This is a genomic window from Phyllobacterium sp. 01N428, from assembly GCF_056399405.1.
Genome location: NZ_JBFTRH010000001.1, coordinates 954,140 through 979,070, shown reverse-complemented (window position 1 = coordinate 979,070; position 24,931 = coordinate 954,140). Strand labels below are relative to the sequence as shown.

General features: G+C 57.7%; 24 protein-coding genes, 1 tRNA gene and 1 pseudogene. 12 read left to right on the top strand and 14 right to left on the bottom strand.

Annotated features, from left to right (window positions below; genetic code table 11):
• Window positions 1–2: 2 nt before the first annotated feature.
• Window positions 3–191 carry a hypothetical protein gene (locus AC1DNI_RS04770; RefSeq protein WP_027230320.1) on the bottom strand — a complete coding sequence of 63 codons (189 nt, stop codon included), beginning with the start codon at window positions 189–191 and terminating at the stop codon, window positions 3–5.
• A gap of 190 nt (window positions 192–381) precedes the next feature.
• Between AC1DNI_RS04770 and AC1DNI_RS04765 the strand changes: the two genes are divergently transcribed.
• Window positions 382–828: an MgtC/SapB family protein gene (locus AC1DNI_RS04765; RefSeq protein WP_051614557.1), complete on the top strand. Its 447-nt coding sequence runs from the start codon at window positions 382–384 to the stop codon at window positions 826–828.
• 10 nt (window positions 829–838) lie between these two features.
• Here AC1DNI_RS04765 and galE read toward each other — a convergent pair whose 3' ends face one another.
• On the bottom strand, window positions 839–1,831 hold the full coding sequence (galE, locus tag AC1DNI_RS04760; protein ID WP_113279790.1) for a UDP-glucose 4-epimerase GalE: 993 nt from the start codon (window positions 1,829–1,831) through the stop codon (window positions 839–841).
• Between the two features lie 323 nt (window positions 1,832–2,154).
• Between galE and hemA the strand changes: the two genes are divergently transcribed.
• A complete protein-coding gene (hemA, locus tag AC1DNI_RS04755; protein ID WP_027230323.1) occupies window positions 2,155–3,432 on the top strand; it encodes a 5-aminolevulinate synthase in 1,278 nt (425 codons plus the stop codon).
• Window positions 3,433–3,489: 57 nt separating this feature from the next.
• On the opposite strand, the gene AC1DNI_RS04750 is transcribed toward hemA, so the two are convergent.
• The 3 genes from AC1DNI_RS04750 to mscL form a co-directional block, all read right to left on the bottom strand.
• Window positions 3,490–4,533, bottom strand: coding sequence for an AbrB family transcriptional regulator (locus tag AC1DNI_RS04750; RefSeq protein ID WP_477691017.1), 1,044 nt, complete (start codon window positions 4,531–4,533; stop codon window positions 3,490–3,492).
• Complete coding sequence (locus AC1DNI_RS04745; RefSeq protein WP_477691016.1) at window positions 4,530–5,696, bottom strand: pyridoxal phosphate-dependent aminotransferase; 1,167 nt, start codon at window positions 5,694–5,696, stop codon at window positions 4,530–4,532. Before AC1DNI_RS04745 ends, AC1DNI_RS04750 begins: the two co-directional genes overlap by 4 nt.
• Window positions 5,697–5,948: 252 nt before the next feature.
• Window positions 5,949–6,356 carry a large conductance mechanosensitive channel protein MscL gene (mscL, locus tag AC1DNI_RS04740; RefSeq protein ID WP_153668168.1) on the bottom strand — a complete coding sequence of 136 codons (408 nt, stop codon included), beginning with the start codon at window positions 6,354–6,356 and terminating at the stop codon, window positions 5,949–5,951.
• 206 nt (window positions 6,357–6,562) lie between these two features.
• Between mscL and AC1DNI_RS04735 the strand changes: the two genes are divergently transcribed.
• Window positions 6,563–10,033 (top strand): hybrid sensor histidine kinase/response regulator, encoded by a 3,471-nt coding sequence (locus AC1DNI_RS04735; protein WP_477691015.1) that lies wholly within the window; start codon window positions 6,563–6,565, stop codon window positions 10,031–10,033.
• Between the two features lie 8 nt (window positions 10,034–10,041).
• Here the strand turns inward: AC1DNI_RS04735 and AC1DNI_RS04730 are convergent, their stop codons facing one another.
• Window positions 10,042–10,701 carry a response regulator transcription factor gene (locus AC1DNI_RS04730; RefSeq protein WP_091919797.1) on the bottom strand — a complete coding sequence of 220 codons (660 nt, stop codon included), beginning with the start codon at window positions 10,699–10,701 and terminating at the stop codon, window positions 10,042–10,044.
• 219 nt (window positions 10,702–10,920) lie between these two features.
• On the opposite strand from AC1DNI_RS04730, the gene pip reads away from it, so the two are divergent.
• The gene (gene pip, locus AC1DNI_RS04725; protein ID WP_477691014.1) at window positions 10,921–11,871 is read left to right on the top strand and encodes a prolyl aminopeptidase; all 951 of its coding nucleotides are present in this window, start codon (window positions 10,921–10,923) and stop codon (window positions 11,869–11,871) included.
• A 35-nt stretch (window positions 11,872–11,906) separates the two neighbouring features.
• Here pip and AC1DNI_RS04720 read toward each other — a convergent pair whose 3' ends face one another.
• Both AC1DNI_RS04720 and AC1DNI_RS04715 read right to left on the bottom strand, forming a co-directional pair.
• Window positions 11,907–12,350 carry a VOC family protein gene (locus tag AC1DNI_RS04720; protein ID WP_477691013.1) on the bottom strand — a complete coding sequence of 148 codons (444 nt, stop codon included), beginning with the start codon at window positions 12,348–12,350 and terminating at the stop codon, window positions 11,907–11,909.
• Between the two features lie 116 nt (window positions 12,351–12,466).
• Window positions 12,467–12,907: a hypothetical protein gene (locus AC1DNI_RS04715; protein ID WP_153668172.1), complete on the bottom strand. Its 441-nt coding sequence runs from the start codon at window positions 12,905–12,907 to the stop codon at window positions 12,467–12,469.
• A 133-nt stretch (window positions 12,908–13,040) separates the two neighbouring features.
• Between AC1DNI_RS04715 and AC1DNI_RS04710 the strand changes: the two genes are divergently transcribed.
• Together AC1DNI_RS04710 and AC1DNI_RS04705 are read left to right on the top strand one after the other, a co-directional pair.
• A complete protein-coding gene (locus AC1DNI_RS04710; RefSeq protein WP_477691012.1) occupies window positions 13,041–13,385 on the top strand; it encodes a DUF952 domain-containing protein in 345 nt (114 codons plus the stop codon).
• The gene (locus AC1DNI_RS04705) at window positions 13,382–14,470 is read left to right on the top strand and encodes a quinone-dependent dihydroorotate dehydrogenase (protein ID WP_477691011.1); all 1,089 of its coding nucleotides are present in this window, start codon (window positions 13,382–13,384) and stop codon (window positions 14,468–14,470) included. The genes AC1DNI_RS04710 and AC1DNI_RS04705 overlap by 4 nt, the downstream gene beginning before the upstream one ends.
• Before the next feature lie 14 nt (window positions 14,471–14,484).
• Here AC1DNI_RS04705 and AC1DNI_RS04700 read toward each other — a convergent pair whose 3' ends face one another.
• From AC1DNI_RS04700 to AC1DNI_RS04690, 3 genes are all read right to left on the bottom strand, one after another.
• Complete coding sequence (locus AC1DNI_RS04700) at window positions 14,485–15,840, bottom strand: MATE family efflux transporter (protein WP_477691010.1); 1,356 nt, start codon at window positions 15,838–15,840, stop codon at window positions 14,485–14,487.
• Between the two features lie 104 nt (window positions 15,841–15,944).
• Window positions 15,945–16,442, bottom strand: coding sequence for a CAP domain-containing protein (locus AC1DNI_RS04695; RefSeq protein WP_477691009.1), 498 nt, complete (start codon window positions 16,440–16,442; stop codon window positions 15,945–15,947).
• A gap of 89 nt (window positions 16,443–16,531) precedes the next feature.
• Window positions 16,532–16,798 carry a DUF6460 domain-containing protein gene (locus AC1DNI_RS04690; protein WP_477691008.1) on the bottom strand — a complete coding sequence of 89 codons (267 nt, stop codon included), beginning with the start codon at window positions 16,796–16,798 and terminating at the stop codon, window positions 16,532–16,534.
• Window positions 16,799–17,028: 230 nt separating this feature from the next.
• Between AC1DNI_RS04690 and AC1DNI_RS04685 the strand changes: the two genes are divergently transcribed.
• The 4 genes and pseudogenes from AC1DNI_RS04685 to AC1DNI_RS04670 all read left to right on the top strand — a co-directional run bounded on the left by AC1DNI_RS04685 (window position 17,029) and on the right by AC1DNI_RS04670 (window position 21,928).
• A complete protein-coding gene (locus AC1DNI_RS04685) occupies window positions 17,029–18,693 on the top strand; it encodes an arylsulfatase (protein WP_477691480.1) in 1,665 nt (554 codons plus the stop codon).
• A gap of 187 nt (window positions 18,694–18,880) precedes the next feature.
• Window positions 18,881–19,075 (top strand): annotated as a pseudogene (locus AC1DNI_RS04680) (ABC transporter permease); the annotation flags it as partial.
• Window positions 19,072–20,097 carry a LacI family DNA-binding transcriptional regulator gene (locus AC1DNI_RS04675; protein ID WP_477691007.1) on the top strand — a complete coding sequence of 342 codons (1,026 nt, stop codon included), beginning with the start codon at window positions 19,072–19,074 and terminating at the stop codon, window positions 20,095–20,097. The pseudogene AC1DNI_RS04680 and the gene AC1DNI_RS04675, both read left to right, overlap by 4 nt.
• Window positions 20,098–20,362: 265 nt before the next feature.
• A complete protein-coding gene (locus AC1DNI_RS04670) occupies window positions 20,363–21,928 on the top strand; it encodes an EAL domain-containing protein (RefSeq protein WP_477691006.1) in 1,566 nt (521 codons plus the stop codon).
• A 106-nt stretch (window positions 21,929–22,034) separates the two neighbouring features.
• Here AC1DNI_RS04670 and AC1DNI_RS04665 read toward each other — a convergent pair.
• Window positions 22,035–22,125: transfer RNA gene (locus AC1DNI_RS04665), tRNA-OTHER, on the bottom strand.
• Between the two features lie 122 nt (window positions 22,126–22,247).
• Here AC1DNI_RS04665 and AC1DNI_RS04660 point away from each other — a divergent pair.
• Together AC1DNI_RS04660 and AC1DNI_RS04655 are read left to right on the top strand one after the other, a co-directional pair.
• Entirely contained in the window at window positions 22,248–22,631 is a 384-nt protein-coding gene (locus AC1DNI_RS04660; protein WP_477691005.1) for a hypothetical protein, read from the top strand.
• Complete coding sequence (locus AC1DNI_RS04655) at window positions 22,628–22,879, top strand: hypothetical protein (protein WP_477691004.1); 252 nt, start codon at window positions 22,628–22,630, stop codon at window positions 22,877–22,879. Before AC1DNI_RS04660 ends, AC1DNI_RS04655 begins: the two co-directional genes overlap by 4 nt.
• Before the next feature lie 188 nt (window positions 22,880–23,067).
• Here AC1DNI_RS04655 and msrB read toward each other — a convergent pair whose 3' ends face one another.
• Complete coding sequence (msrB, locus tag AC1DNI_RS04650; RefSeq protein ID WP_477691003.1) at window positions 23,068–23,586, bottom strand: peptide-methionine (R)-S-oxide reductase MsrB; 519 nt, start codon at window positions 23,584–23,586, stop codon at window positions 23,068–23,070.
• A gap of 63 nt (window positions 23,587–23,649) precedes the next feature.
• Window positions 23,650–24,840: an epoxide hydrolase family protein gene (locus AC1DNI_RS04645; RefSeq protein WP_477691002.1), complete on the bottom strand. Its 1,191-nt coding sequence runs from the start codon at window positions 24,838–24,840 to the stop codon at window positions 23,650–23,652.
• Between the last annotated feature and the right edge of the window lie 91 nt (window positions 24,841–24,931).

Sequence of the window (24,931 nt, the reverse complement as noted above, 5' to 3'; positions counted from 1 at the left end):
GGTCAGGACTTTCGCAAGGTCCGCTCGGCGTCATCAAGACGCCTAAGCTGGTCGAGAAGACTTTCCGGGACGGTTTCATCAACCTTGTAGATACCTGCAGCTCGTATCGCCGATCTATAGGACGACTGGGAAATCTGCCGTCTCAAAATCTGCGAGAGTTCTTTTTCGTAGGTACGGTTTCGGCCGTCCATCAATCAAGCTCCAACTAGTGCCTCGTTGAAAGAACAACCGTTCCCCAAGAAGAAGGTTCCCCTTTTCAAGCCTTAAGACTTCAATGGCAATGTGTCGCGGCGCCGCAGGCCTGCGCGTCGTACGATCTCTGGGAACCGCTGACCACTACCTGGCGTTGTGCTCAACGTTCATAATGGTTGGAGACTGCGCTTGTTCGAAACGTTTCATTACCTGAATACCCTGCCGCTTTTCCCACATGCCTTTGCTTTGGCGGTGGCCTATATCCTTGCCTTTCCCATCGGGTGGGAGCGCGAACAGGAGGAGCGAAGCGCCGGCCTGCGCACGTTCCCGCTGGTAGCGCTGGCGAGTTGCGGTTTCGTTCAAGGGGCCGAACGCCTGATGACGGACAATCCCGAAGCGCTGGCGCGCATCGTCGAGGGCCTTATCACCGGCGTCGGCTTTATCGGAGGCGGGGCAATCCTGCAGGGCAAGAACTCGGTACGCGGCACGGCGACCGCGGCGAGCATCTGGTCGACTGGCGCCATCGGCGTTTCGGTCGGGCTCGAAAGCTACGATGTCGCGATTATCATATCCGTGCTGACGCTTCTAACGCTACGCCTCATGCTGCCGCTTAAGAAGGAGCAGAAAGAAGATTGATACGTCGGCTTCAGCCCTTATTGTTGCGGTGCTGCAGCGCCTTTTCCCATTTCATCGCCGACTCGACGATAGTATCGAGATTGTCGAGCTTCGGCTTCCAGCCGAGGTCTAAGCGCGCCTTGCTGCTGTCCGCGACCACGGAGGCCGCGTCGCCGGGCCGGCGCACCGTCAACCTTGCGTCGATCGGCTTGCCATGCACACGCTCGACACTCTCGATCACTTCCTTGACGGAAAAGCCGCGTCCATAGCCGCAATTCGCCACCATGCTGCTGCCACCCGAGCGCAGGCGCTCCAGCGCCAGGCGATGCGCCGCCACAAGGTCGCTGACGTGAATATAGTCGCGCACACACGTGCCATCCGGCGTTGCAAAATCGTGGCCGAAGATTTCCATATACGGGCGCTTGCCGAGCGCCGTCTCGCAGGCAACCTTGATGAGATGGGTGGCGCCGCGCGTCGATTGACCGGTGCGTCCCTTGGTATCGGCACCGGCGACGTTGAAATAGCGCAGCGCCGTATAGTGGAAATCATGGGCGGCGGCGGTATCGCGCAGCATCCATTCGGTCATCAGCTTGGATAGGCCATAGGGCGACTCCGGATGTGTCGCTGCATCCTCGGTGACCGGCTTCATGCCCGCGTCGCCATAGACGGCCGCGGTGGATGAAAAGATGAAGTTCTTCACGTCCGATTTTACCACGGCCTCGATCAGGGCACGCGACTTGCAGGTATTGTTCTCGTAATAGGTGAGCGGGTCGCGGACGGAATCGGGCACCACCACCGATCCGGCGAAGTGGATCACCGCATCGACATAGTTGCGCTCGATCGTCTGGCGCACGAGGCTCTGATCGGCGATGTCGCCGACGATCAGTTTCGCCTCGCGCGGCACGGCCCATTCGAAACCCGTTGAAAGACGATCCAGCACGATGACGGAATCGCCAGCATCGAGCAATTCCCAGACCATGTGGCTGCCGATATATCCAGCGCCGCCGGTCACAAGCACGGTCATTGACACAGCCCCTTGGTCCCCATTCTGTTGCCCAGAGTTGATCTTGTCGCATCGAGTCAGACGTTGAAAGCTAATCATCGAGACAATGTGATGCAACTTACGTGGTATGCGGACAAAGGGAACCGACAAAATGTGAGTAAGGTGAATGCCCGTTCCCGGCGCCGTGACTTTGCGCCCGACATCACGCGCTGTCTTCGACTATTTTTGCCGGCTTCAACATTTAGGGGTTAGAGTTTCGTTTAAACCGTGGCAAATTGACCCTCAACTCACAATGGATTTTGCCAGGCAAAAACGGTACTACGTTCATGATACAGGAGCAATTCATGGACTATCGTCGGTTTTTCGAAGACGCGATCGACCAGTTGCACGCTGAAAAGCGCTACCGGGTCTTTGCCAATCTGGAACGGATCGTGGGTCGTTTTCCGCGCGCGATCTGGCGCGACGAAGGTACGCAACGCGAAATTACGGTCTGGTGTTCAAACGATTATCTTGGCATGGGCCAGCATCCGGACGTGATTGCAGCGATCCATGACGCGTCGAGCCGCATGGGCTCCGGCGCCGGCGGCACCCGCAACATCTCCGGCAATAACCATCCGCTGGTTGAACTCGAACATGAGTTGGCAGACCTTCATCAGAAGGAAGCAGCCCTCGTATTCACGTCCGGTTTCGTGTCGAACGAAGCGTCGATCTCGACGATCGCGCGGCTCCTGCCGAATTGCCTCATTCTTTCTGACGAGCTGAACCACGCCTCGATGATCGAAGGCGTGCGGCGTTCGGGCGCCGAGAAAAAGATTTTCCGCCACAACGACCTTGCTCATCTGGAAGAGCTGTTGAAAGCGGCGGGCAAGGAGCGCGCCAAGCTCATCGTCTTCGAATCCATCTATTCGATGGACGGCGACATCGCCCCCGTTCAAGCAATCGCCGACCTTGCCGACGAATACAACGCCATGACCTATATCGATGAGGTTCATGCTGTCGGCATGTACGGCAACCGGGGCGGTGGGATTACCGACCGCGAGAACCTGTCGGACCGTATCGACGTTATCGAGGGCACACTCGCCAAGGCGTTCGGAACGCTGGGCGGCTATATTGCCGGCCCAAAGACTGTCATCGACGCCATCCGGTCCTATGCACCCGGCTTTATCTTCACGACCGCACTGCCTCCTGTAATTGCAGCCGCAGCGACGCAATCGATCCGGCACCTCAAAGTGTCGCAGGAAGAGCGCCGCATGCACCAGTGCCAGGCAAAGCTCACCAAGGACGTCCTCGCCCAGGCCAATCTGCCCGTGATGAAATCGGAGACGCATATTGTTCCGATTCTCGTTGGCGACCCTGAACTCTGCAAGAAAGCCAGCGACCGGCTCCTGCAGAAGCACGGCCTCTATATCCAGCCGATCAATTATCCGACCGTCCCGCGCGGCACCGAACGTCTGCGCATCACGCCGACGCCGTTCCATTCCAACGAACTCGTCGTCGAGCTGAAGGACGCGTTGGTCGAGGTGTGGACCGCGCTTGGCATTCCTTTCTCCAAGGACAGCGAACCCGCCATCGAAACGAGCGAGCGGGTCGTAACGCTCGCTGTGTCAAAGGCCGGCGGCTGATTGCATCTGGTTGCACGCAAGTGGACCGGCGCGTGAGCGCCGGTTTTTGTTTGTGGTTCAGCGCGCAACAAGGCGGGCGAGAAACGGCACCGAGAAGGCGATCATAAGAAACCGCACCACATGATGCGAAGCCACATAGGACGGATCGACGCCGAGGGAAAAGGCGATCACGGTGAGCGCCTCGAGCGCCCCCGGTGCAAAGGCAAGCGCTATCTGTGCCGGGTGAATGTCGAGAAGCAGCCAGACGACCAGGGCGGCGACGAAGGACGCTGCCGTTCCGATCAGGAAGGCAAGAAGCGCCGCCGGCAGATAGCGCACCAACTGGCTTCTATGTTCTACGCCGACCCGCGAGCCTATCAGCACGCCGAGCACGATAAGGCCGATATCGGCAATCGAGCGGGGAACGACAGCTGTCACGATGGACGTGGCATGCAGGATACCGCTGGCAAGAAGGGCGCCGAGCATCATGCCTCCAGGAATGCGGCTATAGTAGCCGAGCAAGGCGCCGGCGCCGCCGCAGACGAGGAGGATGACAGCCTCCTGAATGGTCCAGTCATAATTGACTGCAACGACGACATGCGGCGCATTCCTTGCGATGATGGCGAGAAGCGGCGCCAGGAACCCGATGAGAAGCAACAGGCGCACGCACTGGATGACGGTGATTTTCACCATGTTGGCCGAGGTGCCCATCGCCGCGACGAGGACAAAGGAAAGTGCGCCCGGAAGCGCCGAAAAGAGCGCCGTCGGACCGTCCCAGCCGAAACCCTTGCGCAGCATGAGGTAGGTGAGCGACGTCACGAGAACGAGCGCCACGAAAAGCATCAGGAAGCTCACCGGCCACAGCACCATCTGGTCGAGGATGCCGGGTGAGACGCCCGAACCTGCCTGAATGCCCAGCGAAAAGAAGACGAAGCCGCGCAGCCGGTCCGGAATATAAATTCTTACCCCCGACAGCGAGGCGGCCGTAACGGCTATGGTCGAACCGAGCAGGAAAGGAATCGGCAGGTCGATCAGCCAGGCGGTCAAGCCGCCGGCCGTGGCTATCAGCAATGAAAGAAGGGTGGCTTTGATCTTGTCGAGATGAACGGGGTTCGGCGTCAACGTTTCCGGATCCAGTCTGCGAGGCGGTCGGCCGCCTCCTCGACCTGATCGATCCGTCGGGCGAAGCAGAGCCGTAGAAAGGCGGCGCCACCATCGCCAAAAGCAGTCCCCGGCGCAAGGCCGACTTTAGCCTCATCGACAATATCAAAGGCGGCGCGATAGGAGTCGCTGATGCCATCTATGCCGAAAAGCAGGTAGAACGCGCCTGCGGGCGGCGACAGCCGCACCCTTCCCGTCGCCGCGAGCTTGGCACAGAGAATATCGCGGGCCTTGTGGGCGCGCTCGACCTGCATGCGAATGAAGTCGTCGCCTTGATCGAGCGCGACAACTGCGCCGCGCTGCATGAATTGGGCAACGCCCGACGTCGAGTACTGGATGAGATTTTCGATCGTCTTGCCAAGCGAGGGGTGAACCACCATCCAGCCGACCCGCCACCCCGTCATCGCCCAATTCTTGGAAAAACTGTTAACGAAGATGATGCGCTCATCCGGATCCATGATGTCAAGGAAGGAGGGCGCGCGGCGGGCGCCGTAGTAGAAATGCGCGTAGATCTCGTCGGCAACAATCCACAATCCGTGCTGACGGGCAATGCTCAGGATTTCCTTCAGCGTATCGATGTCGGCGGTCCAGCCGGAGGGATTGGAAGGCGTATTGATGAACAGCGCCCGGGTTCGCGGCGTGATGGCATCGCGTATTTTCTGGGGATCGAATCCCCAACCGTTGCCGGTGAAGTCCTGCGTCACCGCTACGGGGGTTGCGCCGGCAATGCCTGCGGCGGCGGCAAAATTAGGCCAGGCAGGAGAGAGATAGATGACTTCGTCGCCTGCGCCGGCCGTTGCCTGGATTGCAAGCTGGATCGACTGCATGCCCGAGCCGGTAATATAGAAATGCTCGACCGGCAGATCCGCATCGAAATGGCGCTTGTAGTACGCCGCGAGCGAGTGGCGCAGTTCCGGTATGCCGGCCTGCCAGGTATAGAAGGTCTCGCCATTGGCAAGGCCTGTCGATGCGGCATCGCGAATGAAATCGGGCGTCGGAAGATCGCCCTCGCCGGCCCAGAGCGGGATGACGCCCTCCTGGCGACGACCATGATTCATGACGGCAACGATGCCGCTCTCCGGTGCCACCGCTGCTTCATGCCGCAATTGCTGAACGAGGTTCATTATTCGTGTCTCCAGTCTGCCTGCCGCAGACCTATAACAACGAATTCTGTTTCGCACGTGGATATTTGTGATGTTTCCATCATCGCAAGTGATGGGCTCCCGCCACCGTTATGGCGGGAGAGGCACTCCGCGACCTGACCACCATCATCCTCGGGCCTTGGGCACAGGATGACGGCAAAGGTATTGGGATAATGGCCGATGGCGGCTCGAGATCGGAGGGCTGCCCTCAGGGCAACCCTTGAGCGACATCTGTCAGGTGCGCTTGGCGAGAAGGTCGCGAATTTCCGTGAGAAGCACTTCTTCCTTCGTCGGTTCGGCAGGCTTGGCGGCTTCCTTCTTCTTGAAGCGGTTCATTGCCTTGACCACCATGAACAGGACCCAGGCCACGATCAGGAAGTTGATGAGCAGAGTGATGAAATTTCCGTAAGCGATGGTCGCGCCAGCCTGCCGGGCCGCCGCGAGGGTCGGCTGCGCGTCGCCCGAAAGCTGGAGATACAGGTTGGTAAAGTCGGTGCCGCGCGTGAGCAGACCTATGATCGGCATGAAAATATCGGCGACGATCGACTCGACCAGTCGGCCGAAGGCAGCACCGATGATCACACCGATGGCGAGATCAACCATGTTTCCTTTCAAGGCGAATTCTTTGAATTCTTTCAGCATGATGTACCACTCTCCAGTATTATGTGTTAATCCAAACCAACGGTCATCGCATTTGCCATAACCTGAAAACTGTAACAGAAGTTTTGAAATTATTGATAGAGCGTTCGTTTTCTTCTACCAGTATTAACGGCCTGGGCAATCGGCGGGCAAGCCGAAAAAGCCTGAACGCGAAGCGTGCCAAAGCAAAGTAACGGAAGGTGAAGCCCATGTCGGGCTTGTATATTGCAGTCCTTATCATTGTGCTTTACCTCGCGTTCCAGTCGATCGTGGTAAGGCGCGCGAACCGGCTTCCCAGCCGTTTTCGTCTGCCGCGGCCCTTTGTCTACTCGATCTGCCTTGCTGCAAGCGGTACGTCCTGGCTCTACTACGGCAGCGCCAGTTACGCCGCCAAGAACGGGATCGAATTTGTCGGGCTCTTCCTCGGCATTGGTCTCATGTTCACGTTGGGATTTCCAATTCTCGGCAAAGTCAGCCAGCTTGCCAAATCGGAAGGTATAAAATCGATCTCCGATTTTGTCGGCGCACGGTACGGCAAGAGCTTTTCCGTCGCAGCGCTGGTTACTGCGATCACGACGATCGGGCTCATCCCCTACATTGCGCTGCAGTTCGCCGCCATCCACCAGATGATGGATATCTATTCCAACCACATGAGCGAAGGCGCGGATCACCACCACATGATCATTGCCCTGGTCCAGCTTGGGATCGCCGTCTATACCGTTTACATCGCCGCACGTGGTCCGCAGCAGAAGGACCGATACGATGGTTTCATCAAGGCAGTTGCCGTGGCGGCCACGATCAAGCTTGGTGTCTTCCTGCTTATCGGCATTGCCACCGTCACGTTCCTGTTCGGATCACCGACAGAACTTTTCGCCAAGGCAATGGAGCGCCGGCAGGACATTCCGCTTCTCAACAACGGCATATCCGTTGCCAACCTCGTTGCCCTGATGCTTGTCGGCGCATCGACCGTACTGCTTTTGCCCAACCAGTTCTATCTGACGATCGTCGAGCATCGTGGTGGCGGAGAAATGCGCCTTGCGCGCTGGTTCACACCGCTCCTCTTGCTGGTCGGCGGTGTCTTTGTCATCCCCATAACCGTGGCAGGGGCGATTTCCCTGCCGCCGGAGGCTGCGTCGGACTTTTACTTCATTTGCGTGCCAATCGTTGCCGGCCAGAAATTGCTTGCCGGCATCGCCTTTCTTGGCGGCGTTCCGGCAGCAACGACGATGATCATTGCGCCATCGATATTGCTGTCGATCATGATCACCAACGATTTGATGCTCCCCCTGCTTTTGCGCCCGGCAGCCGGCAATCCAGCCGAGCCAAAGGACTATACCAAGGTCATTCCCCGGATCAGGCGCTGGTCCCTCGTCGCCATTCTCGGCATAGCCTGGGCCTATCAGTATTTCGTATCCTGGAAGATGGACTTCTCCGAACTCGCGCTGATCTCGGCTGTCGCGGTCATCCAGTTGGTGCCGCCATTCGTCGGCGCCCTTATTTGGCGCCGGGGGACGGCGCGCGGCGCTAACTGGGGCATGATCGCGGGATTCAGCGTCTGGCTTTATACGATGGTCGTCCCGACGCTGATCGATCCAGGCTCCGCGCTCTTGACCGACGGTCCGCTTGGGATTGCAGCGCTCAAGCCGCAGGCGCTTTTTGGCGTCGAGGCGGCAAGCTACGTGCACGGCCTTTTCTTCAGCCTTGCCGCCAATATTGTTTGCTATGTTGCCGGCTCACTATCGCGCAGCGCCACGCCGCTTGAGCGCATTCAGGCTTCGGTATTCATCACCGATAAAGCCCCGCTGTCGACGCCGGTCGGAACACTTCAGCCCTCCATCACCGTCGGGCAGCTCAAGGCGACTATCTCAAGATATATCGGCTATGAGCAAGCTGAATTGGCTTTCGCGTCCTTTCACAAACGTGAGGGCATTCTGCTCGACGACGAGGATGGAGCAGACTTCAAGACGGTACATTTCGCCGAACAACTGCTCTCCGGCATTGTCGGCTCGCCCTCGGCCCGCATGATCCTGTCGCTCGCCATGGGGCCGACAGGCCCCGCACAACGCCGCGCCCAGATGCTCCTCGAGCATGCGACCGATGCACCGGCACAAAACCGATATCTGCTGCAGACGGCGCTCGATCAGATGGATCAGGGGATTTGCGTGTTCGACCCGCAATATCGGCTGAGCTGCTGGAACGCCCAGTTCCGCGTGTTGCTCAATCTGCCAAGGGACCTGCAGCGCATGGGCACCCCGTTTCGCAGCATCGTTCATTATCTCTACGAGCGCGGCGATCTCGGAAGCGCCGACCCGGCGCTCCTCAACGATCTTGCCAAATCAACCGCGCCGTGGCGCATCACGCTGGCGGATACCGGCCAAACAATCGAAATCCGTTCCAACTCCATTCCGGACGGCGGCATCGTCACGACGTTGACGGATGTCACACAAGCGGTAAATGCCGACCATCTCTTGCGGCAGACAAATGAGTCTCTGGAACAGCGTGTACGGAACCGCACCAACGAGCTCACGCTCGCCAACCAGCAACTCGCCAAGGCACAGCAGCGGGCCGAAGAAGCCAATATCAGCAAGACGCGTTTCCTTGCCGATGCGGGCCACGACATTCTCCAGCCCTTGAACGCGGCGCGGCTGTACTCCTCCTCACTGATGGAGCGCCTCGGCAATTCGCGCGAAAAGCAACTCGTCAGCAATGTCGACTCGTCGCTTGAGGCTGTCGAGGTCATCATCAACGCCCTGCTCGACATTTCGCGCCTTGATACGGGCGCGCTCAAACCGGTTGTATCCGTCTTCCGCCTTGATTCTTTGCTTGAACAAATCGTCCGCGATTTTTCGCCGACGGCGCATGCAAGGGGCCTGACGCTGGACGTGGTCATGAGTTCGGTGGTCGTGGCGACCGACCGCAATCTTCTGCGCCGCCTCGTTCAGAACCTTGTCTCGAATGCGATCAAATATTGTCGCAGCGGGAAGGTGCTTGTCGGTGCCCGCCGGCGCGGCGACAGGATTGAATTGCAGGTGTTCGACACCGGCATCGGCATTCCAAAGTCGCAACTCGAAAACATATTCCGCGAGTTTTCCCGCCTCGCCGAAGGCATGAAGATTTCGGACGGACTTGGCCTCGGGCTTTCCATCGTCGAGCGCATCGCGAAAATCCTCGACCTTTCCGTGCAAGTGCAATCGACGCCGAACAAGGGATCGATGTTCTCGGTGACAATCCCGGTCTCGAAGGCGGGCGCGGCTCCCGCTGCCGAGAATGTCCGGGCCATTCGGCCTGCGGCGCCCCTGTCGGGATTGTCTGTGCTGTGCATCGATGACAACCCGCACTCGCTTGCCGGCATGCAGGAATTGCTGGCAACATGGGGTTGTCATGTCGTCATGCTGGATAGCGGCGAAGCGCTGAAAGCCTATTGCCAGGACAATCCAGGCGTTCCCGATGTCATCTTGGCGGACTACAATCTTGGCAATGAAAACGGAATAGAAATGGTCGCCTACACACGCGAACACTTCCAGCGCCATATACCAGCGGCACTGGTTACGGCAGATCGCTCGAATGCCACGCGCGATCAAGCCAACGCCGAGGACATCGCCGTCATCCAAAAGCCTGTCCGACCTGCTGCGCTGCGGGCGTTGCTTTCGCATTTCCGCCAGGCAATCGCAGCGGAATGAGGACTTGATTACATAAGAGACTGGCTGGGCATCGACTCTTCTTTGAAGCGTGCCAGCCGGATGACTGCTTGCGTGCGGCTCTCGACGCCGAGCTTGTAGAGAACGGCGGAGACGTGTGCCTTGATCGTCGCTTCCGAAACGTTCAGTTCATGGGCGATCTGCTTGTTAAGCATGCCATCAGCCATCATGCTCAATACACGTGCCTGCTGCGGCGTAAGTTTGCGGATGCAGCGAATGAGTTCGATCATCTCCGGATCCAGCACGTCGTCGTCACCATCGGCCAGCGGCGACCAGATGCCCCCGTCAAGGATCGTCTGCACTGCTTCCTTGATAACGTCCGGCCCCGACGACTTGGAAATGAAGCCCGATGCGCCGAGTTCGAGGGCGGCCCGGATGGTAACCGGATCGTCGGTTGCCGAGATGATGGCGATCGGCAGTGATGCCTGCAGGGAACGCAGCGCCACAAAGCCGGTGAGCCCACCGACACCGTTCAACGAAAGGTCAAGCAGAAGAAGATCAAGATCGGCTTCTTCCTGGATAAGAGATTTTGCAGTCTCGATATCGCCAGCTTCAATAATCTCGGTGTTGTTTCTTGGAGAAGTAAGCGCCAACCGCAAGGCTCCCCTGAAGAGGGGGTGATCATCCACAATAAGAAATCGGTAGTTCATGATTTAAAAAATCCTTGTTGCTGAAATTGCAGCAGTCTTAATCCAAAAGCCGTAATGCTAACGACTAAATCTGAAATGACTGATATATCAAGAGCAATTCGGTACACGCCAAAGTTTTGTTATCCGCCTAGGTGAGGCGATCCGGTTGAAATGCCTTGGCAAAACCGCATTCCCGCGCAATTATTTGCCGTGGGGATGAAATTCTTGAAAGTGGGACGCATGATCACAAACATTCTTTATCCAGAACTTCAACCGACATCGGAGGAAATGCTGCAGGTCTCCGAGCTTCACACGATTCATGTGGAGGAATGCGGGAATCCGAATGGCAAACCGGTGATCATGGTACACGGCGGACCCGGTGGCGGCATCAATCCGACGATGCGGCGCCTGCATGATCCGGAAAAATATCGCATCATTCTGTTTGACCAGCGCGGCTGCGGAAAATCGACGCCGCATGCGGAGCTCAACGAGAACACGACATGGGATCTCGTTGCCGACATGGAGAAGATCCGCAATCATTTCAACATCGACAAATGGCAGGTCTTCGGCGGTTCGTGGGGTTCGACACTCGGCCTCGCCTACGCTCAGACACATCCGGACCGCGTCAGCGAATTGATATTGCGCGGTATTTTCATGATCCGCCGTTTCGAGATCGAATGGTTCTATTCGAACGGCGCGAGCATAATTTACCCCGATCGTTTCGAGGCCTACCAGGCGCATATACCGGAAGACGAGCGAGATGACATGATCGCTGCCTACTACCGGCGCCTGACCGATGCCGACCCGGCCGTTCAGTTGCAGGCAGCCAAACTATGGGCGCGCTGGGAGGGATCGGCCCTATCGCTGCTTCCGGATCCTGCGCGTGAAGAGGCGTTTTCCAACGATCATTTTGCCATCGCTTTCGCCCGTATCGAATGCCACTATTTCCAGAATCGCGGCTTTTTCGAAACGGACGATCATTTGCTGCGCAACGCACATCTGATCCGCGATATTCCGGGCGTCATCGTGCATGGGCGCTATGACATGTGCACGCCGCTGCTCAACGCCTGGCACCTGAAAAAGGTTTGGCCGGAAGCGGATTTGCGTATTGTCGAGGATGCAGGCCATGCCGTCAGCGAGCCCGGCATCGTCCACGAACTCATCCACGCGACGAAGCGGTTTGCTGCCTAGCTAACGACGGCCGGCCCCGCCATGGGGCCGGCACTTCAGGCGGCAAGGTGCTTCTGCCGCGATTTCAGCACCCACAAATGCCCGAACGGATCAACCAGCACGCCCGCCCGATCACCGCCATCGAGCGTTTCGGCGGCGTTGCGTATCCTGCCACCCTCGGCGAGGGCGTGGTGCAGCACGCGGTCCACATCATCGACATGAATATCGAGCATGACCGGCGTCGCTCCGATAGCATGGACCGAGCGCGGACCGCCGAGCGATGCGTCGGCATCGCGCTTCGGGTTGGCACCGACGATCATGAGGAACGATGCGCCCATGCGCATTTCCGCAGCGATAAGTTCGCCATTGTGCAGATAAGGCCGTCCGACAATTTTGGCGCCGAAGACGTTCTCATAGAAATCGAGCGCCTTCTGCTGGTCCCCATGACGTACAAAGAGCCTGATCGATACCTCTCCAATCAGTGTTGGCACTGCAGTCATCTCATCGCTCCCGGAAGAATAGTTGTGAGCGGGCAGTGTCCGACAAAAGCTTGAACATATCAAGAACGGCACCTGCCAAAAACCGGCCACTCCTGACAGATGGTTGTCAGGATGATTCAGGTTTTTTCCAAGGTGTCCGGCGCCGGCTTGTTGTCTTCGGGGCTGTAGCCGAACTCCTTGGCGATACCCATGAAACGGCGCATGAATTTTTCCATGTAGCCGAGGCTCTTTTCGAACTGCTCGTCCGAAGGCAGCGCGTCGCGCACAATCGGCGGAATCTTGCCCATGGCGGCCACAGTATCCTCAAGTTTGGCGACGCGGCCCTTCAAATCGGCTATGTCCTCTTCATAGGCCGTACGTTCCTCCGCAGCGACCTTGCAAACGAGTTGTGCCGATTGCTGTTGGCAGATCGACATCTCACCCGTCTTGTTGTTCATGCGCACGAAGCCGTCGGCAGTCTTCTCCAGCGTATAGCCCGGGCTCTCCTCGGCACGTGCCGGCTGGCCGACCAGCGGAGCAAGTGCAAGAACAATGAGCATTGTGCGAAAGGGTGCCATGACGGACCTCCATGTTTGCATGCAGCAAACCTATCGCAATAATACGCCGAAAATCTGAACCAGGCACAGAATTCGCTCAAACGTTCGACTCCGGACTTTGCGCGGACGGGTTTTGCGACTACTAAGAATTTCCATGACTCACCTGATATACAAGATTGCGCCGCGCACCCTTTGGCAGGCCGCCGAAGCAAAGGGTGTCTTTGACGGCGCGCCCATCGATCATGCGGACGGTTTCATTCATTTCTCGACAGCCGCCCAGGCCGTGGAGACGGCGACAAAGCATTTCGCCGGCCAGGACGACCTTCTGCTCATTGCGGTTGCGACCGACCGGCTTGGCGATGCGCTCAAGTACGAGGTTTCGCGCGGAGGCGATCTCTTTCCGCACCTTTATGCATCGCTGCCGCTCGACGCGGTCGAATGGGTAAAGCCTTTGCCCCTCGGGCCTGACGGGCATCAATTTCCGGAGATGCAACAATGAACAGGCTGTTCCAGGCGATCGGCAGGAAGGTCCTGTTCTCTTTCGATCCGGAAGATGCTCACGGGCTTTCGATCAAAGCGTTGAAAAGCGGCATCGTCCCCGGTTGCGCGCCTTTGAACGATCCGGCGCTGCGGGTCACCGTGGCAGGTCTCAGCTTTCCCAATCCTCTCGGCATGGCGGCAGGCTATGACAAGAATGCCGAAGTGCCGGACGCCCTGTTAAAGCTCGGATTCGGGTTCGCCGAGGTCGGAACGCTGACCCCCCTGCCGCAGTCCGGCAATCCCAAGCCGCGGATTTTCCGCCTTATCGAAGACCGCGCGGTGATAAACCGCCTCGGATTCAACAATGAAGGCCACGACCCGGCTTTCCAGCGGCTTACCGAACGGCGCAAGCATGCCGGCATTGTCGGCGTCAACATAGGCGCCAACAAGGATTCAACGGACCGGATTGCCGACTACGTTGCCGGGATCCGCAAGTTTCAGTCAGTCGCGAGCTATTTCACCGTCAACATTTCTTCGCCGAACACGCCGGGACTGCGCGATCTGCAGGCGCGCGAAAGCTTGCGCGAATTGCTTGGCAAGGTGCTCGAAGCGCGCGACGCGCAAAAGGGTGTGCACCGACCGGTCTTTCTGAAGATCGCGCCCGATCTTCCAGAGGCGAGCCTCGACGATATCGCGGCCGAGATCGCGCTTCACCCGCTCGACGGCTTGATAATTTCGAATACTACGCTGTCGCGAAGCGGCCTCGAAGGGACGAAAAATGCGCGCGAGACCGGAGGACTTTCTGGCGCTCCACTGTTCAATCGCTCGACGATCGTCCTTGCCAAGATGCGCCAGCGTGTCGGGTCCGATTTGCCGTTGATCGGCGTTGGCGGTGTTGACAGCGCGGCGACGGCGATTGCGAAAATACGTGCCGGCGCGGATCTCGTTCAGCTTTATACGAGCATGATTTATGCGGGGCCAGGACTTGCCGGGTACATCGTCAAGGACCTTTCGGCAAGATTGAAGCGTGACCGCATCACCACCATCGCTGCACTGCGCGATTGCGACGTCAACGAATGGGCAGGCGAACCGCTGCCGGCCTAGAGCGTGTCGCTAGCTTATTCGGCAAATTGCAGGCGCGCCCGGCTCGGCAGAATCGACAGGAGCGAGATGCCGCGCAGGCCAAGGAAAAGGTGGAGCGCTAGCCAGAGGCCATGATTGCCCAAGTAAACCGGCAAGACGTAGTAGGCGGCAAAATAGCCCGCGAGCGACAGTATCATCATGTTGCGCATATCGCGTGACCAGGTCGCCCCGATGAAGACGCCGTCCATGTGGAAGGCGAGAAGGCCGGTGACGGGCGCAAGGGCGGCCCAGGGCATATAGATCGCGGCCATCGATTGAACCTCTTCGGACTTGATCAGGAAAGCGACGATACTGTCGCCAAAGATCAGGAAAAAGAGTGCCATGACCGATGCGAGGATCATTCCCCAGAGGAACGAGAGCTTTACGCCCCGGTCGAAAGCGGGACGGTAATTCGCGCCGACGGCACGGCCGGAGATTTGTTCGGCAGCGGTGGTGACGCCGTCGATCAGATAGCCTGAAATCAGAAGGAAATTCATCAGTACCGCATTGGTCGCTAGCGTCACGGCGCCGGCCTGGGTGCCCGCCCGGGTGAAATAGGCGTAGGCGATCAGCAGGAAGAACGAGCGCAGCATGATGTCGCGATTGACCGCGAACATGCGGCGGATTTCATGCGCATCCAGAACGCGCTTGCGCGATGGATTGGCAATGCTTCGGAACTGCATGTAGATCATCGAAAGGCCGACGATCAGCGCCGACGTCTCGCCAAGAACCGTCCCCCAGGCGATGCCCTTGACGCCCCAACCCATGATAAGACCGAGCCAGATGGTCATAACGACATTGACGCCATTCAGCAGCAATTGCAGATAAAGGCCCTGCATGGCCTTGCCCTGCCCGAGCAGCAGTCCCAATACGACGAAGTTGCCGAGTGCCATGGGCGACGACAGGAGACGGATCGACACATAGGTCGACATGGCTTCGCTGACAGCCGGATCGGGATTCATGAAGCTGACGGTCGCCTGCAGGATCAGCGGGGTGGCCGCGATGAAGATCAAGCCGGCGACAACGGCAATGCCGAGAGCACGCCAGAATACCGCCTGCTGCTCGACATCGTCGTGGCGGCCCATGGCCTGCGCAACAAGGCCTGTCGTGCCAGCGCGCAGGAAGTTCATCGTCGAGAACAGGAAGTCGAAGACCAGGGCGCCAATGGCAAGGCCGCCAAGCAGATGCGGATTGCCGACCTGGCCGATGACGGCGGTATCGACGAGACCAAGCAGCGGCGTCGTCAACGATGCGAGCATGACCGGAATCGTGATTGCAAGCATCAACCGGTTCGTCACCTCGAAGGGGCGGACGACCTTGGAACCGGCAGACGAAGGCACATCGATATTCATGAAGGCACCGAGATTGCGAGCCTGAAAGGCTGTCCAAGCTCTATGCCACTGGTTCGCGGCGTTTACCAGTCATATCAAGGATGATGCATTCCAGCGCCCGTGGACTACACGCCGAGGACCAGCGCCCAATACCTTTCTGCACCCGATTCAGCGTAGGCAAGTCCGAAATGGCTGAATTGCGGGTCGAGCATATTGCGACGGTGCGGCGGTGAATTCATCCACTGCGCGAAGACCTGGTCCATATCCATCCGGCCCCTAGCGATATTTTCCGCAGCGGGACCGTGAATGCCCGCGCCGCGGATGCGCGAAGCAAAGTCCCGGTTCCAGCTCGTCGTGTGGCTCATGCGTCCGGCGCTCGCCATATAGCCCGCCTGCTGCAAGGCCGCCTGCTCCAATGCAGAAGACGGAGCAAGCGGACCGAGCCCCCTTGACGACCGTATTGCCCGCAGATTGGCGCTGCCTGAAGCCGAAACGCCCGCGCGCTTGCCGGTCAACCGCGGTTGCGGTGGCGTCGATTGGCACGCGGCAAGCGGCAGAAGCGCAGCGCCGGCGGCAAGGCCGAGAAAATGACGACGCGGCATTAGCAATTTTGTTTCGTCCATGGAGCTTTCCTCACGACGGGTTTAGCCGATATCGGTGAAATGTGGCTCCTTTGCGCCCCGGAAAGGCTCAACCACACTGTTTTGCAGTTTTAGCGACGATAGCTCAAAAGCCGCAACAGGATGAAGCACGGAATGACGACGACTGCGCCAAGCAGGAAATAGCCTGCGAAGCGTTCGATCGCGCCGAAGCCCAGATTCCAGATGCGGCGGAAGAAATTCTCGATGCCGTAGAGAATATCCATCGGAGACCAGTTGAATGCGCTCATGACCACACCGACGACAAGCGAAACGATGATGAGCTTTATGAGAACACGGGCGGGCGTATCGCCCAGGAAACGGTTCACTCCATCCGACATTTTTTCTCCGGTCTATCCTTGTCTGCGCTGGCAATGACATACGGCGATACGGGATAGCGTTCAAGGTGGTGAATAACCCGCGCTCTGCATCGCGTGTCGCGGTACGCAACCATAAGCATCCATCGGTTGTAACCGTTACGTACTTGGATTGCACCAGCCCGTGCGTCACGAATGTCCCGTCGAATTTCCGCATGTCCAGAACGAACATCCTCGAACAGGGAGCTACGGCGATGAGTAAACTCGGCGAGATCGACAATACCCCACCAGTCACAGACACAAGTCCCAACAATGTCAGCCGCCGCAATCTGCTCTTGGGAGGCACAGTCCTCGCGGCAACGTCCGTGCTGGCACCAGGAGGGTCTGTCTACCCGGCCCGTGCCCAGCAGGCTGCGGCGCCAAGCGGCAAGACCCCGAACATTCTTGTCATATTCGGCGACGATATCGGCATTCCGCAGATCAGCGCCTACACGATGGGCCTCATGGGCTACCGCACGCCCAACATCGACCGCATCGCTGCCGAGGGCGCGATCTTCACGGATTCGTACGGCCAGCAGAGCTGTACTGCCGGACGTGCGTCCTTCATCCTTGGCCAGGAACCCTTCCGCACCGGACTGTTGACAATAGGCATGCCGGGCGATCCCCATGGCATACAGGATTGGATGCCGACTATTGCCGACGTGCTGAAGACGCAAGGCTATGCAACGGGCCAATTTGGGAAGAACCATCTCGGCGACCACGACGAGCATTTGCCGACCAATCATGGCTTCGATGAGTTCTTCGGCAATCTCTACCACCTGAATGCCGAAGAGGAGCCGGAAGGCTATTTCTATCCAAAGGATCCGGAATTTCGCAAGAAATACGGTCCGCGCGGCGTGATCCACTCCTACGCCGACGGCAAGATCGAAGATACCGGCGCCCTGAACACGAAGCGCATGGAGACGATCGACGAGGAGTTCCTGTCGGCGGCCAAGGATTTCATCGACCGGCAGCACAAGGCCGACAAGCCGTTCTTCGTCTGGTTCAATTCCACGCGGATGCATGTCTTCACCCATCTCAAGAAAGAGTCGCTGGGCAAGACGGGAAAGGGCATTCATGCGGACGGCATGGTCGAGCATGACGGCATGGTCGGCGAATTGCTGCAGCAACTCGACGATCTCGGCATAACCGATAATACGATTGTCCTCTATACGACCGACAACGGCGCCGAAATCGCGCTATGGCCGGACGGCGCCATGACGCCGTTCCACGGCGAAAAGGGAACGACCTGGGAAGGCGGCTTCCGCATCCCCATGATGGTGCGCTGGCCGGGCGTCGTTAAGCCGGGAACGCAGGTCAACGATATAGTGACCTTGATGGACTGGATGCCGACATTGGCCGCGGCTGGCGGCATTCCCGACATCAAGGACAAAATGAAGGCCGGCTTCCAGGCTGGCTCGAAGAACTTCAAGGTGCATCTTGACGGCTACGACCTCACATCGCTGCTCAAGGGCGAGGCCAAGGAGCCTCCGCGTGATACCGTTTACTACTTCGACCAGGGCGGCAATCTCAACGCCATCCGCTGGAACGACTGGAAGCTCAGCTTTGCCATCGCCAGTCACGGCAATATCGCAACGGCCACGCGCGAAGTGCCGGCTTGGGCTCTCATCGCCAATCTGCGCATGGACCCCTACGAACGCGGGATGGATGAAGGCGGCGGCGCCACGGATTTCCTCGCGCGCAATATCTGGCTCCTCGTGCCCATCCAAGGGAAGATCAAGGAGTTCTTTGCCGATTTCGATCAGTTTCCGTCGCAACAGGGCAGTTCACTAAACGCAGGAGCGATCAACTACGGAACGCTCCGACAACAGGCGGCATTGCAACGCCTGAAGGAACTGGAAAGCTTGACGCCGCAATAGCAAGCAAAATGAGAAACGGGTTGTGCGATTGCGATGCGGCCGTGCAACCCGTCTTTTTCCAACTCTTCTCACCCAAGACATAAAATTTTGCTCTGCAGCAATGAAACGTTTCATATTGACAAGCTTGACGCGATATGGCCCATTTCCGTACAGAAATCGTTTTGCCGAGAATCCGGTGAAACGTTCCATCGGCGGGACGAGCCTCAGCGGCGGGCGCGGCAGCGTCGTTGGAACGCTGCTTGGCGCCTGCATTATCGGCGTTCTCGCCAATGGGCTTATTCTGCTTGGCCTCAGTGATTTTATGCGACAGATGATAACCGGATTTGTGATAATCCTCGCTGTGATACTGGACAAATACCGCGAAAGACTGACCAAAGCATGAGTGCACCCGACGCGCCCGACAGGACCAGACACAAGACGCATGCGAAAGTGGTGAACATCAAGGACGTTGCGGCACGCGCCAATGTTTCGGTCGGCACGGTGTCGCGCGTTCTTGCCAATAACGAGACCGTCGGCACGGCCCTGCGCGAGAAGGTCACCGAAGCTATTCGCGAACTCAACTTTCGACCGAGCGGCGTTGCGCGCGGCCTGCGCCGCAGCCGCACCGATATGATCGGCTTGGTCATCCCCGATATTACCAACCCGTTCTTTGCCGAGCTTGCCAAGCATGTCGAGGCGATCGCGTCCCGTTCGGGATTTTCGGTGCTGCTGTCGATTACCAATGAAGACCCCAGGATCGAGCTGAACCAGATCGAAAGCTTGTTGAAGAGCTATCCGACCGGGCTGATAGTGGTTCCGACCCAGTTTGGCGCTTCGGAGGGCTGGAAGAGCAATGTGGCAACTGTTGCGGTGGACCGGCGCTTTGCGGGCTATCCGCTGATCTCGGTCGATCATGCGGCCGGCGCCGGCCTTGCCGCTCGGCATCTTCTTGCCCTCGGCCACCGGCGCATCGCCTATATTGCCGGACCTCCAGAAGCGCCCGTTTCACGCGAGCGGCGCAACGGCTTCGTCGACGCCCTTGCCGCCGAGGGGGTGACGCCTGAAATTCTCGAGGGCTATTTCGACTATGCATCCGGCGAAACACTGGGCCGCATGCTGCTCGACCGGGCACCGGGCGAGCGCCCAACCGCCATTGCAACGGCCAGCGACCAGCAGGCGATCGGCCTGATGCGCGCCGCCAACGATCTCGACCTGAAAGTCCCGCAGGATATTTCCGTCGTCGGCTTCGACGATATTCCGCTGGCCGAACTCATCACGCCGCGCCTGACAACGATCCGCCAGCCCGTCGAACAGATTGCCGCGCGCGCCGTGGCCCTGACAACCGGCACCAGCCCGCTTCCCATCGACGACGAATTGCTGGAAGCATCACTGGTGGTGCGCAATTCGACGGCGGCGCGCGACTGACCGGCTATTCAGGATTGTTGGAGCGAGTGAAGGGAATCGAACCCTCCTATTAGCGGGCTAGTGGCGGCGGCATTCAGGAGAACGCTCAGTGAAGTGTGGAGCCCCCCTCCCGAAGAGCGTTGGGAACTGCTGGTTACCGGGAAGTGATAGGCGTATTAGTCTATCTCGGTCCTGACCGAGTAGATATGTCTCTCTACGGCGGCAAGCTAAATGGCTGGCGTGGTAGAGTGTTCACAAGATTGCTCAGCACTGTGATCGGATGGGCATGAAGTACATAGTTCGACTTCTTGACAAATCAGCCATCACCGCGTGCTTGCTTGCGGGCGCTGCGACAACCGCACTCGCGATGATGGGAGCGCGAAGTATCGCGCTTTCCCTCGCCCAATCCGATGTCGCCGAATATGCCGGCAATTTGCTCAAGAGGGCTGAGGGGATCGCCCTTGAGACAAACAACGCGCTTGCCGAAGCAAACCATGTTGAAGGTGAGCCATGCGGGTCAACTGACCTCGATAATATGAGAAGAATCGCTTTCACCGCACGCTATATCAAGGATGTCGGGAGGGTGAACGATCAGAAGCTTATGTGCTCGAGCTATCTGGGCGTCGTGACGCCGCCCTTCGTCAACCCGCCACCGGATATCATCACTGAGGATGGTCACAAAATTTGGGGGAACGCATCGCTCCGATTGGCAGATGGGGTTACTGCATTGGTGATCGAGGCCGGCAATGCAAATGTGGTGACCGATCCTTCCGCATTTTTGGATTTGGTTCGCTACCCCTTTCGCTACTCCGTCGCCATCATCGATCCCGAGAAGGGCCATGTATTCCGATCATGGGGCCAGCCCGTGGTCGATGAGAGTATCTTGGTGGCGCGTAAGGATACTTCTACTGACACTGCTACGGATATCATCCATATTGATTGTTCGAAGGTATACTTTCTTTGCAGTGTGGCGGCGTTAAACAAGCGCGAAGCCGTAGCGCGGCAATCAACGTTCATTCTTGGCTTTGGTGCTCTCGGATTTCTGCTCGGTGGATTTTTAACTCTGGTGGGTTTCCTGCTCTACCGAACGCAAAAGCCCTTGGCAGCGCGATTGAAGGATGCGTTGCGCTCGAATGAATTATCTTTGATGTTTCAACCCATTGTGGATTTACGGTCAGGGCGCATGGTTTCCGCTGAGGCGCTGGTGCGTTGGACAGATCGTCAGGGCAACAACATTCCACCCGACATTTTTGTGGCCGAAGCGGAGGCTCACGGAACGGCAGGCGAAATTACCACCTATGTACTTAGGGAGGTAGGCAGGACTGCCAAGCTTTTGCTCAGCGAGCATCGGGATTTCGTCATCACAGTCAACATCGTTGCGTCGGATCTGAGCGATCCCAACTTCTACGCGACACTCGACCAGACCATTAGCCTGTTTGGCATTCATCGAAATCAAATCGGACTGGAGTTGACCGAACGTTCCACCGCACACCTGGATATCGCCGTTCCAGCCATCGCACGGCTGCAACAATTGGGTCATCCTGTTTACCTCGATGATTTTGGTACCGGCTATTCCAGCCTCGCACACCTCCAGGAGCTCAAGGTCAATGTCATAAAGCTGGATCGAGCCTTTACGAACAGCGTAGGCACAGAGTCTGTGAAGGTCTCGATCGTTCCGCAAATCCTCGGAATGGCAAATTCACTAGGACTTGGAGTTGTCGTCGAGGGGATCGAAACTGAGGCGCAGTATAGCTTTTTTGCATCTGCGAGCCCCCGCTGTTGTGGACAAGGCTGGCTTATCTCCCGTCCAATGCCTTTCGACCGCTTGATTTCCTTCAAGGCCGATCATTGAACAGGGTTCAGAACAGGTACTCACTACCGCGATGGAGTGTCTTGCGGTCGGCTACCAGCGTAGAAACGGCATCGTAAAATATCAGTTAAGTCATTGAAAAGATTGGTGGAGCGGGTGAAGGGAATCGAACCCTCGTATTCAGCTTGGGAAGCTGGACCGGTATGTGCATATTCAACAACTTATACTGTAAAACCCGCCCGAACTGCCCATAATCACATCAACGACTTAGCGGACCAGCGTAAAACTTTTTGGTCGGCTATAAGGCTTATTGCGGACGTCGAACATTTGCAATTCCTAGTGCCGCGATTAGGCTAGCAGAATGCACATCACTTGGAAACGTACGGTCATCGGTGGTGATGAGTTGAACCACGACTTTTGCGCTGTAGTCGATGGTAACATCACTATCGCGCGCATCTTTCGAAGCCAGGATTCGAGCAGCCAGCCGGTTTGGTCTGCCAATATGCAGATTGGCAACGCCTCGAGCGAGGCTTGTTTGAGTCGCCAGGACGCAATCGGATGGGTCGAGCAGCGCTTCGCTCACTTTCTGACAACCGAAAAGGGCAAGACCGATCCGCAGGAGTGGCCGAGCGATCAACGTTCGATGCACCTGGGGTTTCTGCGCCAAAATAATCCGCAGGAATATGTAGTACTCCTCGAGGACCTTCGCAGCGGGCGGGTCGAGCGCATTCGCAGGAAGACATGAGCAAAAGTACCGACGAAAAAGAGGCCCTTCGCAAAGCGAAGAACGCCGAGAAGATGAGGGAGTGGCGTGCCAAAAATCCTCTCTCCGCCGAGCAGAGAGCGAAGGAAGCAGAGCGAGTAAAACAATGGCGGAAAGCTAACCCAGAGAAATATCGGGAGCAGCAAGACGCCTGGTATGCTAAGAATCGGGAGCGGGAATTGGCCCAGCAGCGTGCGAGAAGACGCCGTCCCCTGACGGATGCGCACTGACCCGATTTGCGGGCCAGTGCGCTTGTATGAAGCTAAGTATCGGTTCCACTTGCCGGTTAGCGCTTCCGTTTTTGGGCTGTACAGACGCATGGTCAGGTTGAAACCACCCGTAGGGGAGTTCGAAGCGCACCTTCGCTGCCTATCAAGCGCACCGGCTCAATCCGGACGTGCAAGCGAACGTTACATGATCAGCGTCGGTTTGAGTTGCCCAAGGCGATTTCAAGGATATCGGTCGGTTCACCTTCGGGAGCACCTCGGCTGAGTTTGTCGGGGAGCGGTTCCCCATTTGGGGTAAATTCAAGCGATCCTGAATTGATGCAAAACCGCTCGCCTGTCGGAGGCGGACCGTCCGGAAAGACATGCCCTTGGTGCGCTCCGCAACGGGCGCATACAATCTCCGTTCTGACCATGCCATAGCTAGTATCGCGAATGCGCCGGAGATGGTCTTGTGCGACCGGCGCCGTAAAACTGGGCCAGCCAGTACCACTTTCAAACTTCGCCACGGCTTTGAATAATGGTAGTCCGCACAAACGGCAGGTATACAGCCCCCCACGCTTCTCGTTGAGGAAAACACCGCAGAACGGGGACTCTTCACCATGTTCAAGCAGCAATTGCCGCTCTTCCTCGCTGAGATCTGCCGCTAACCCTCGCGCCTGCTCTTCAGTGGGAGGAGTCAAATCGAACCGCAGTTCGAGCGTGTCACGCATTTCATAGCTCCTTGCCGGTACTAATTGGACGACGCTCATGCAGCGTCGCCCAAAGACTAGATTTCAGCGCAGCGAACGGAACGCGGTCCAAAGGTCTTTCGTCAACAGCGTTGGCTGTTCCCAAGCGGCAAAGTGACCGCCCTTGTCGACCTTGTTGTAGTGGATCAGATTAGGATAAGCCTTTTCTGCCCAGCTGCGCGGCGTTTGGTAAAGTTCATCCGGGAATGCGGTCACGGCGACGGGCACCTTGACGCCCTTGGGGGTGAAGAACGGAAGTTTGTTCTCCCAATAGAGGCGAGCCGATGACACGCCGGTATTTGTCAGCCAGAACAATGTGCAGTTGTCGAGAACATCGTCAGGCGCAAGACCCTCGGACTTTCCGTCGAACGAGCGTGCAATCATCTCCAGACTGCGGGCATCGTGGTCGAGTAAAAACGTTGCCAGACCGATAGGCGAGTCCGCAAATGCGACCCCTGTTTGCGGCCGAGTTGCCATCCAAAATGCGTAGTAGACCTTTTTGTAGAAGGAAACGAGCTGTTCGTATGTGCTTTTCTCTTCGTCGGTAAGACCCGCTGGCGCCGGGGCCCCGCCGAAAGCTGCCCCGTTTATATCCTCAGGGACTGCACCGGGCATGTTGACATGGATGCCGACTAATTCCGGGGGAGCTCGCACACCGACCATTTCAGTGACGACTGCTCCCCAATCACCACCCTGCGCCACAAACTTTTTGTAGCCGAGACGCTTCATTAAAGTGATCCAAGCATCAGCGATCCGCTCTGGTCCCCAGCCGGTCGTAGTCGGCTTGCCGGAAAAGCCATAACCGGGCATTGACGGAATAACCACGTGGAAGGCATCCTCAGCACGCCCGCCGTATGCGGTTGGATCTGTCAGCGGCCCGATGATCTTCAATTGCTCCATGATGGATCCTGGCCATCCATGCGTCACAATTATAGGAAGGGCATTTTCGTGCTTGGAGCGAACATGGATGAAATGAATATCTAGCCCGTCGATCTCGGTGATATAGTTTGGCACAGCATTGAGCCGGGCCTCAGCCTTGCGCCAGTCATACTTGTCCCGCCAGTGTGCTAACAGCTGCTGGACGGTCTTGAGCGGCACACCTTGAGAAAAGTCGTTGACGGTTTCCTTCTCCGGTAGGCGAGCTTTGGATAAGCGATTACGTAAATCCGCGAGTGCCTCATCCGGAAAATTAACCTCAAACGGGCGAAGAGCTTCAACTACTGCTTGGTCTGCCATCGGTATGCTCCTGTTTGGTTAGGCCAAGACAAAGAGACATGTTCCTCACATACTGACCCCCGTAGCATCTCCTGTGCTCAGTGGACTTGGC

Bases quoted from the DNA above. Each gene is read 5' to 3' on its own strand.
- AC1DNI_RS04770 (WP_027230320.1), bottom strand. From the start codon at position 191: ATGGACGGCCGAAACCGTACCTACGAAAAAGAACTCTCGCAGATTTTG.
- galE (WP_113279790.1), bottom strand. From the start codon at position 1,831: ATGACCGTGCTTGTGACCGGCGGCGCTGGATATATCGGCAGCCACATG.
- hemA (WP_027230323.1), top strand. From the start codon at position 2,155: ATGGACTATCGTCGGTTTTTCGAAGACGCGATCGACCAGTTGCACGCT.
- AC1DNI_RS04745 (WP_477691016.1), bottom strand. From the start codon at position 5,696: ATGAACCTCGTTCAGCAATTGCGGCATGAAGCAGCGGTGGCACCGGAG.
- mscL (WP_153668168.1), bottom strand. From the start codon at position 6,356: ATGCTGAAAGAATTCAAAGAATTCGCCTTGAAAGGAAACATGGTTGAT.
- AC1DNI_RS04735 (WP_477691015.1), top strand. From the start codon at position 6,563: ATGTCGGGCTTGTATATTGCAGTCCTTATCATTGTGCTTTACCTCGCG.
- AC1DNI_RS04730 (WP_091919797.1), bottom strand. From the start codon at position 10,701: ATGAACTACCGATTTCTTATTGTGGATGATCACCCCCTCTTCAGGGGA.
- pip (WP_477691014.1), top strand. From the start codon at position 10,921: ATGATCACAAACATTCTTTATCCAGAACTTCAACCGACATCGGAGGAA.
- AC1DNI_RS04720 (WP_477691013.1), bottom strand. From the start codon at position 12,350: ATGACTGCAGTGCCAACACTGATTGGAGAGGTATCGATCAGGCTCTTT.
- AC1DNI_RS04715 (WP_153668172.1), bottom strand. From the start codon at position 12,907: ATGGCACCCTTTCGCACAATGCTCATTGTTCTTGCACTTGCTCCGCTG.
- AC1DNI_RS04710 (WP_477691012.1), top strand. From the start codon at position 13,041: ATGACTCACCTGATATACAAGATTGCGCCGCGCACCCTTTGGCAGGCC.
- AC1DNI_RS04705 (WP_477691011.1), top strand. From the start codon at position 13,382: ATGAACAGGCTGTTCCAGGCGATCGGCAGGAAGGTCCTGTTCTCTTTC.
- AC1DNI_RS04700 (WP_477691010.1), bottom strand. From the start codon at position 15,840: ATGAATATCGATGTGCCTTCGTCTGCCGGTTCCAAGGTCGTCCGCCCC.
- AC1DNI_RS04695 (WP_477691009.1), bottom strand. From the start codon at position 16,442: ATGGACGAAACAAAATTGCTAATGCCGCGTCGTCATTTTCTCGGCCTT.
- AC1DNI_RS04690 (WP_477691008.1), bottom strand. From the start codon at position 16,798: ATGTCGGATGGAGTGAACCGTTTCCTGGGCGATACGCCCGCCCGTGTT.
- AC1DNI_RS04685 (WP_477691480.1), top strand. From the start codon at position 17,029: ATGAGTAAACTCGGCGAGATCGACAATACCCCACCAGTCACAGACACA.
- AC1DNI_RS04675 (WP_477691007.1), top strand. From the start codon at position 19,072: ATGAGTGCACCCGACGCGCCCGACAGGACCAGACACAAGACGCATGCG.
- AC1DNI_RS04670 (WP_477691006.1), top strand. From the start codon at position 20,363: ATGAAGTACATAGTTCGACTTCTTGACAAATCAGCCATCACCGCGTGC.
- AC1DNI_RS04660 (WP_477691005.1), top strand. From the start codon at position 22,248: ATGCACATCACTTGGAAACGTACGGTCATCGGTGGTGATGAGTTGAAC.
- AC1DNI_RS04655 (WP_477691004.1), top strand. From the start codon at position 22,628: ATGAGCAAAAGTACCGACGAAAAAGAGGCCCTTCGCAAAGCGAAGAAC.
- msrB (WP_477691003.1), bottom strand. From the start codon at position 23,586: ATGCGTGACACGCTCGAACTGCGGTTCGATTTGACTCCTCCCACTGAA.
- AC1DNI_RS04645 (WP_477691002.1), bottom strand. From the start codon at position 24,840: ATGGCAGACCAAGCAGTAGTTGAAGCTCTTCGCCCGTTTGAGGTTAAT.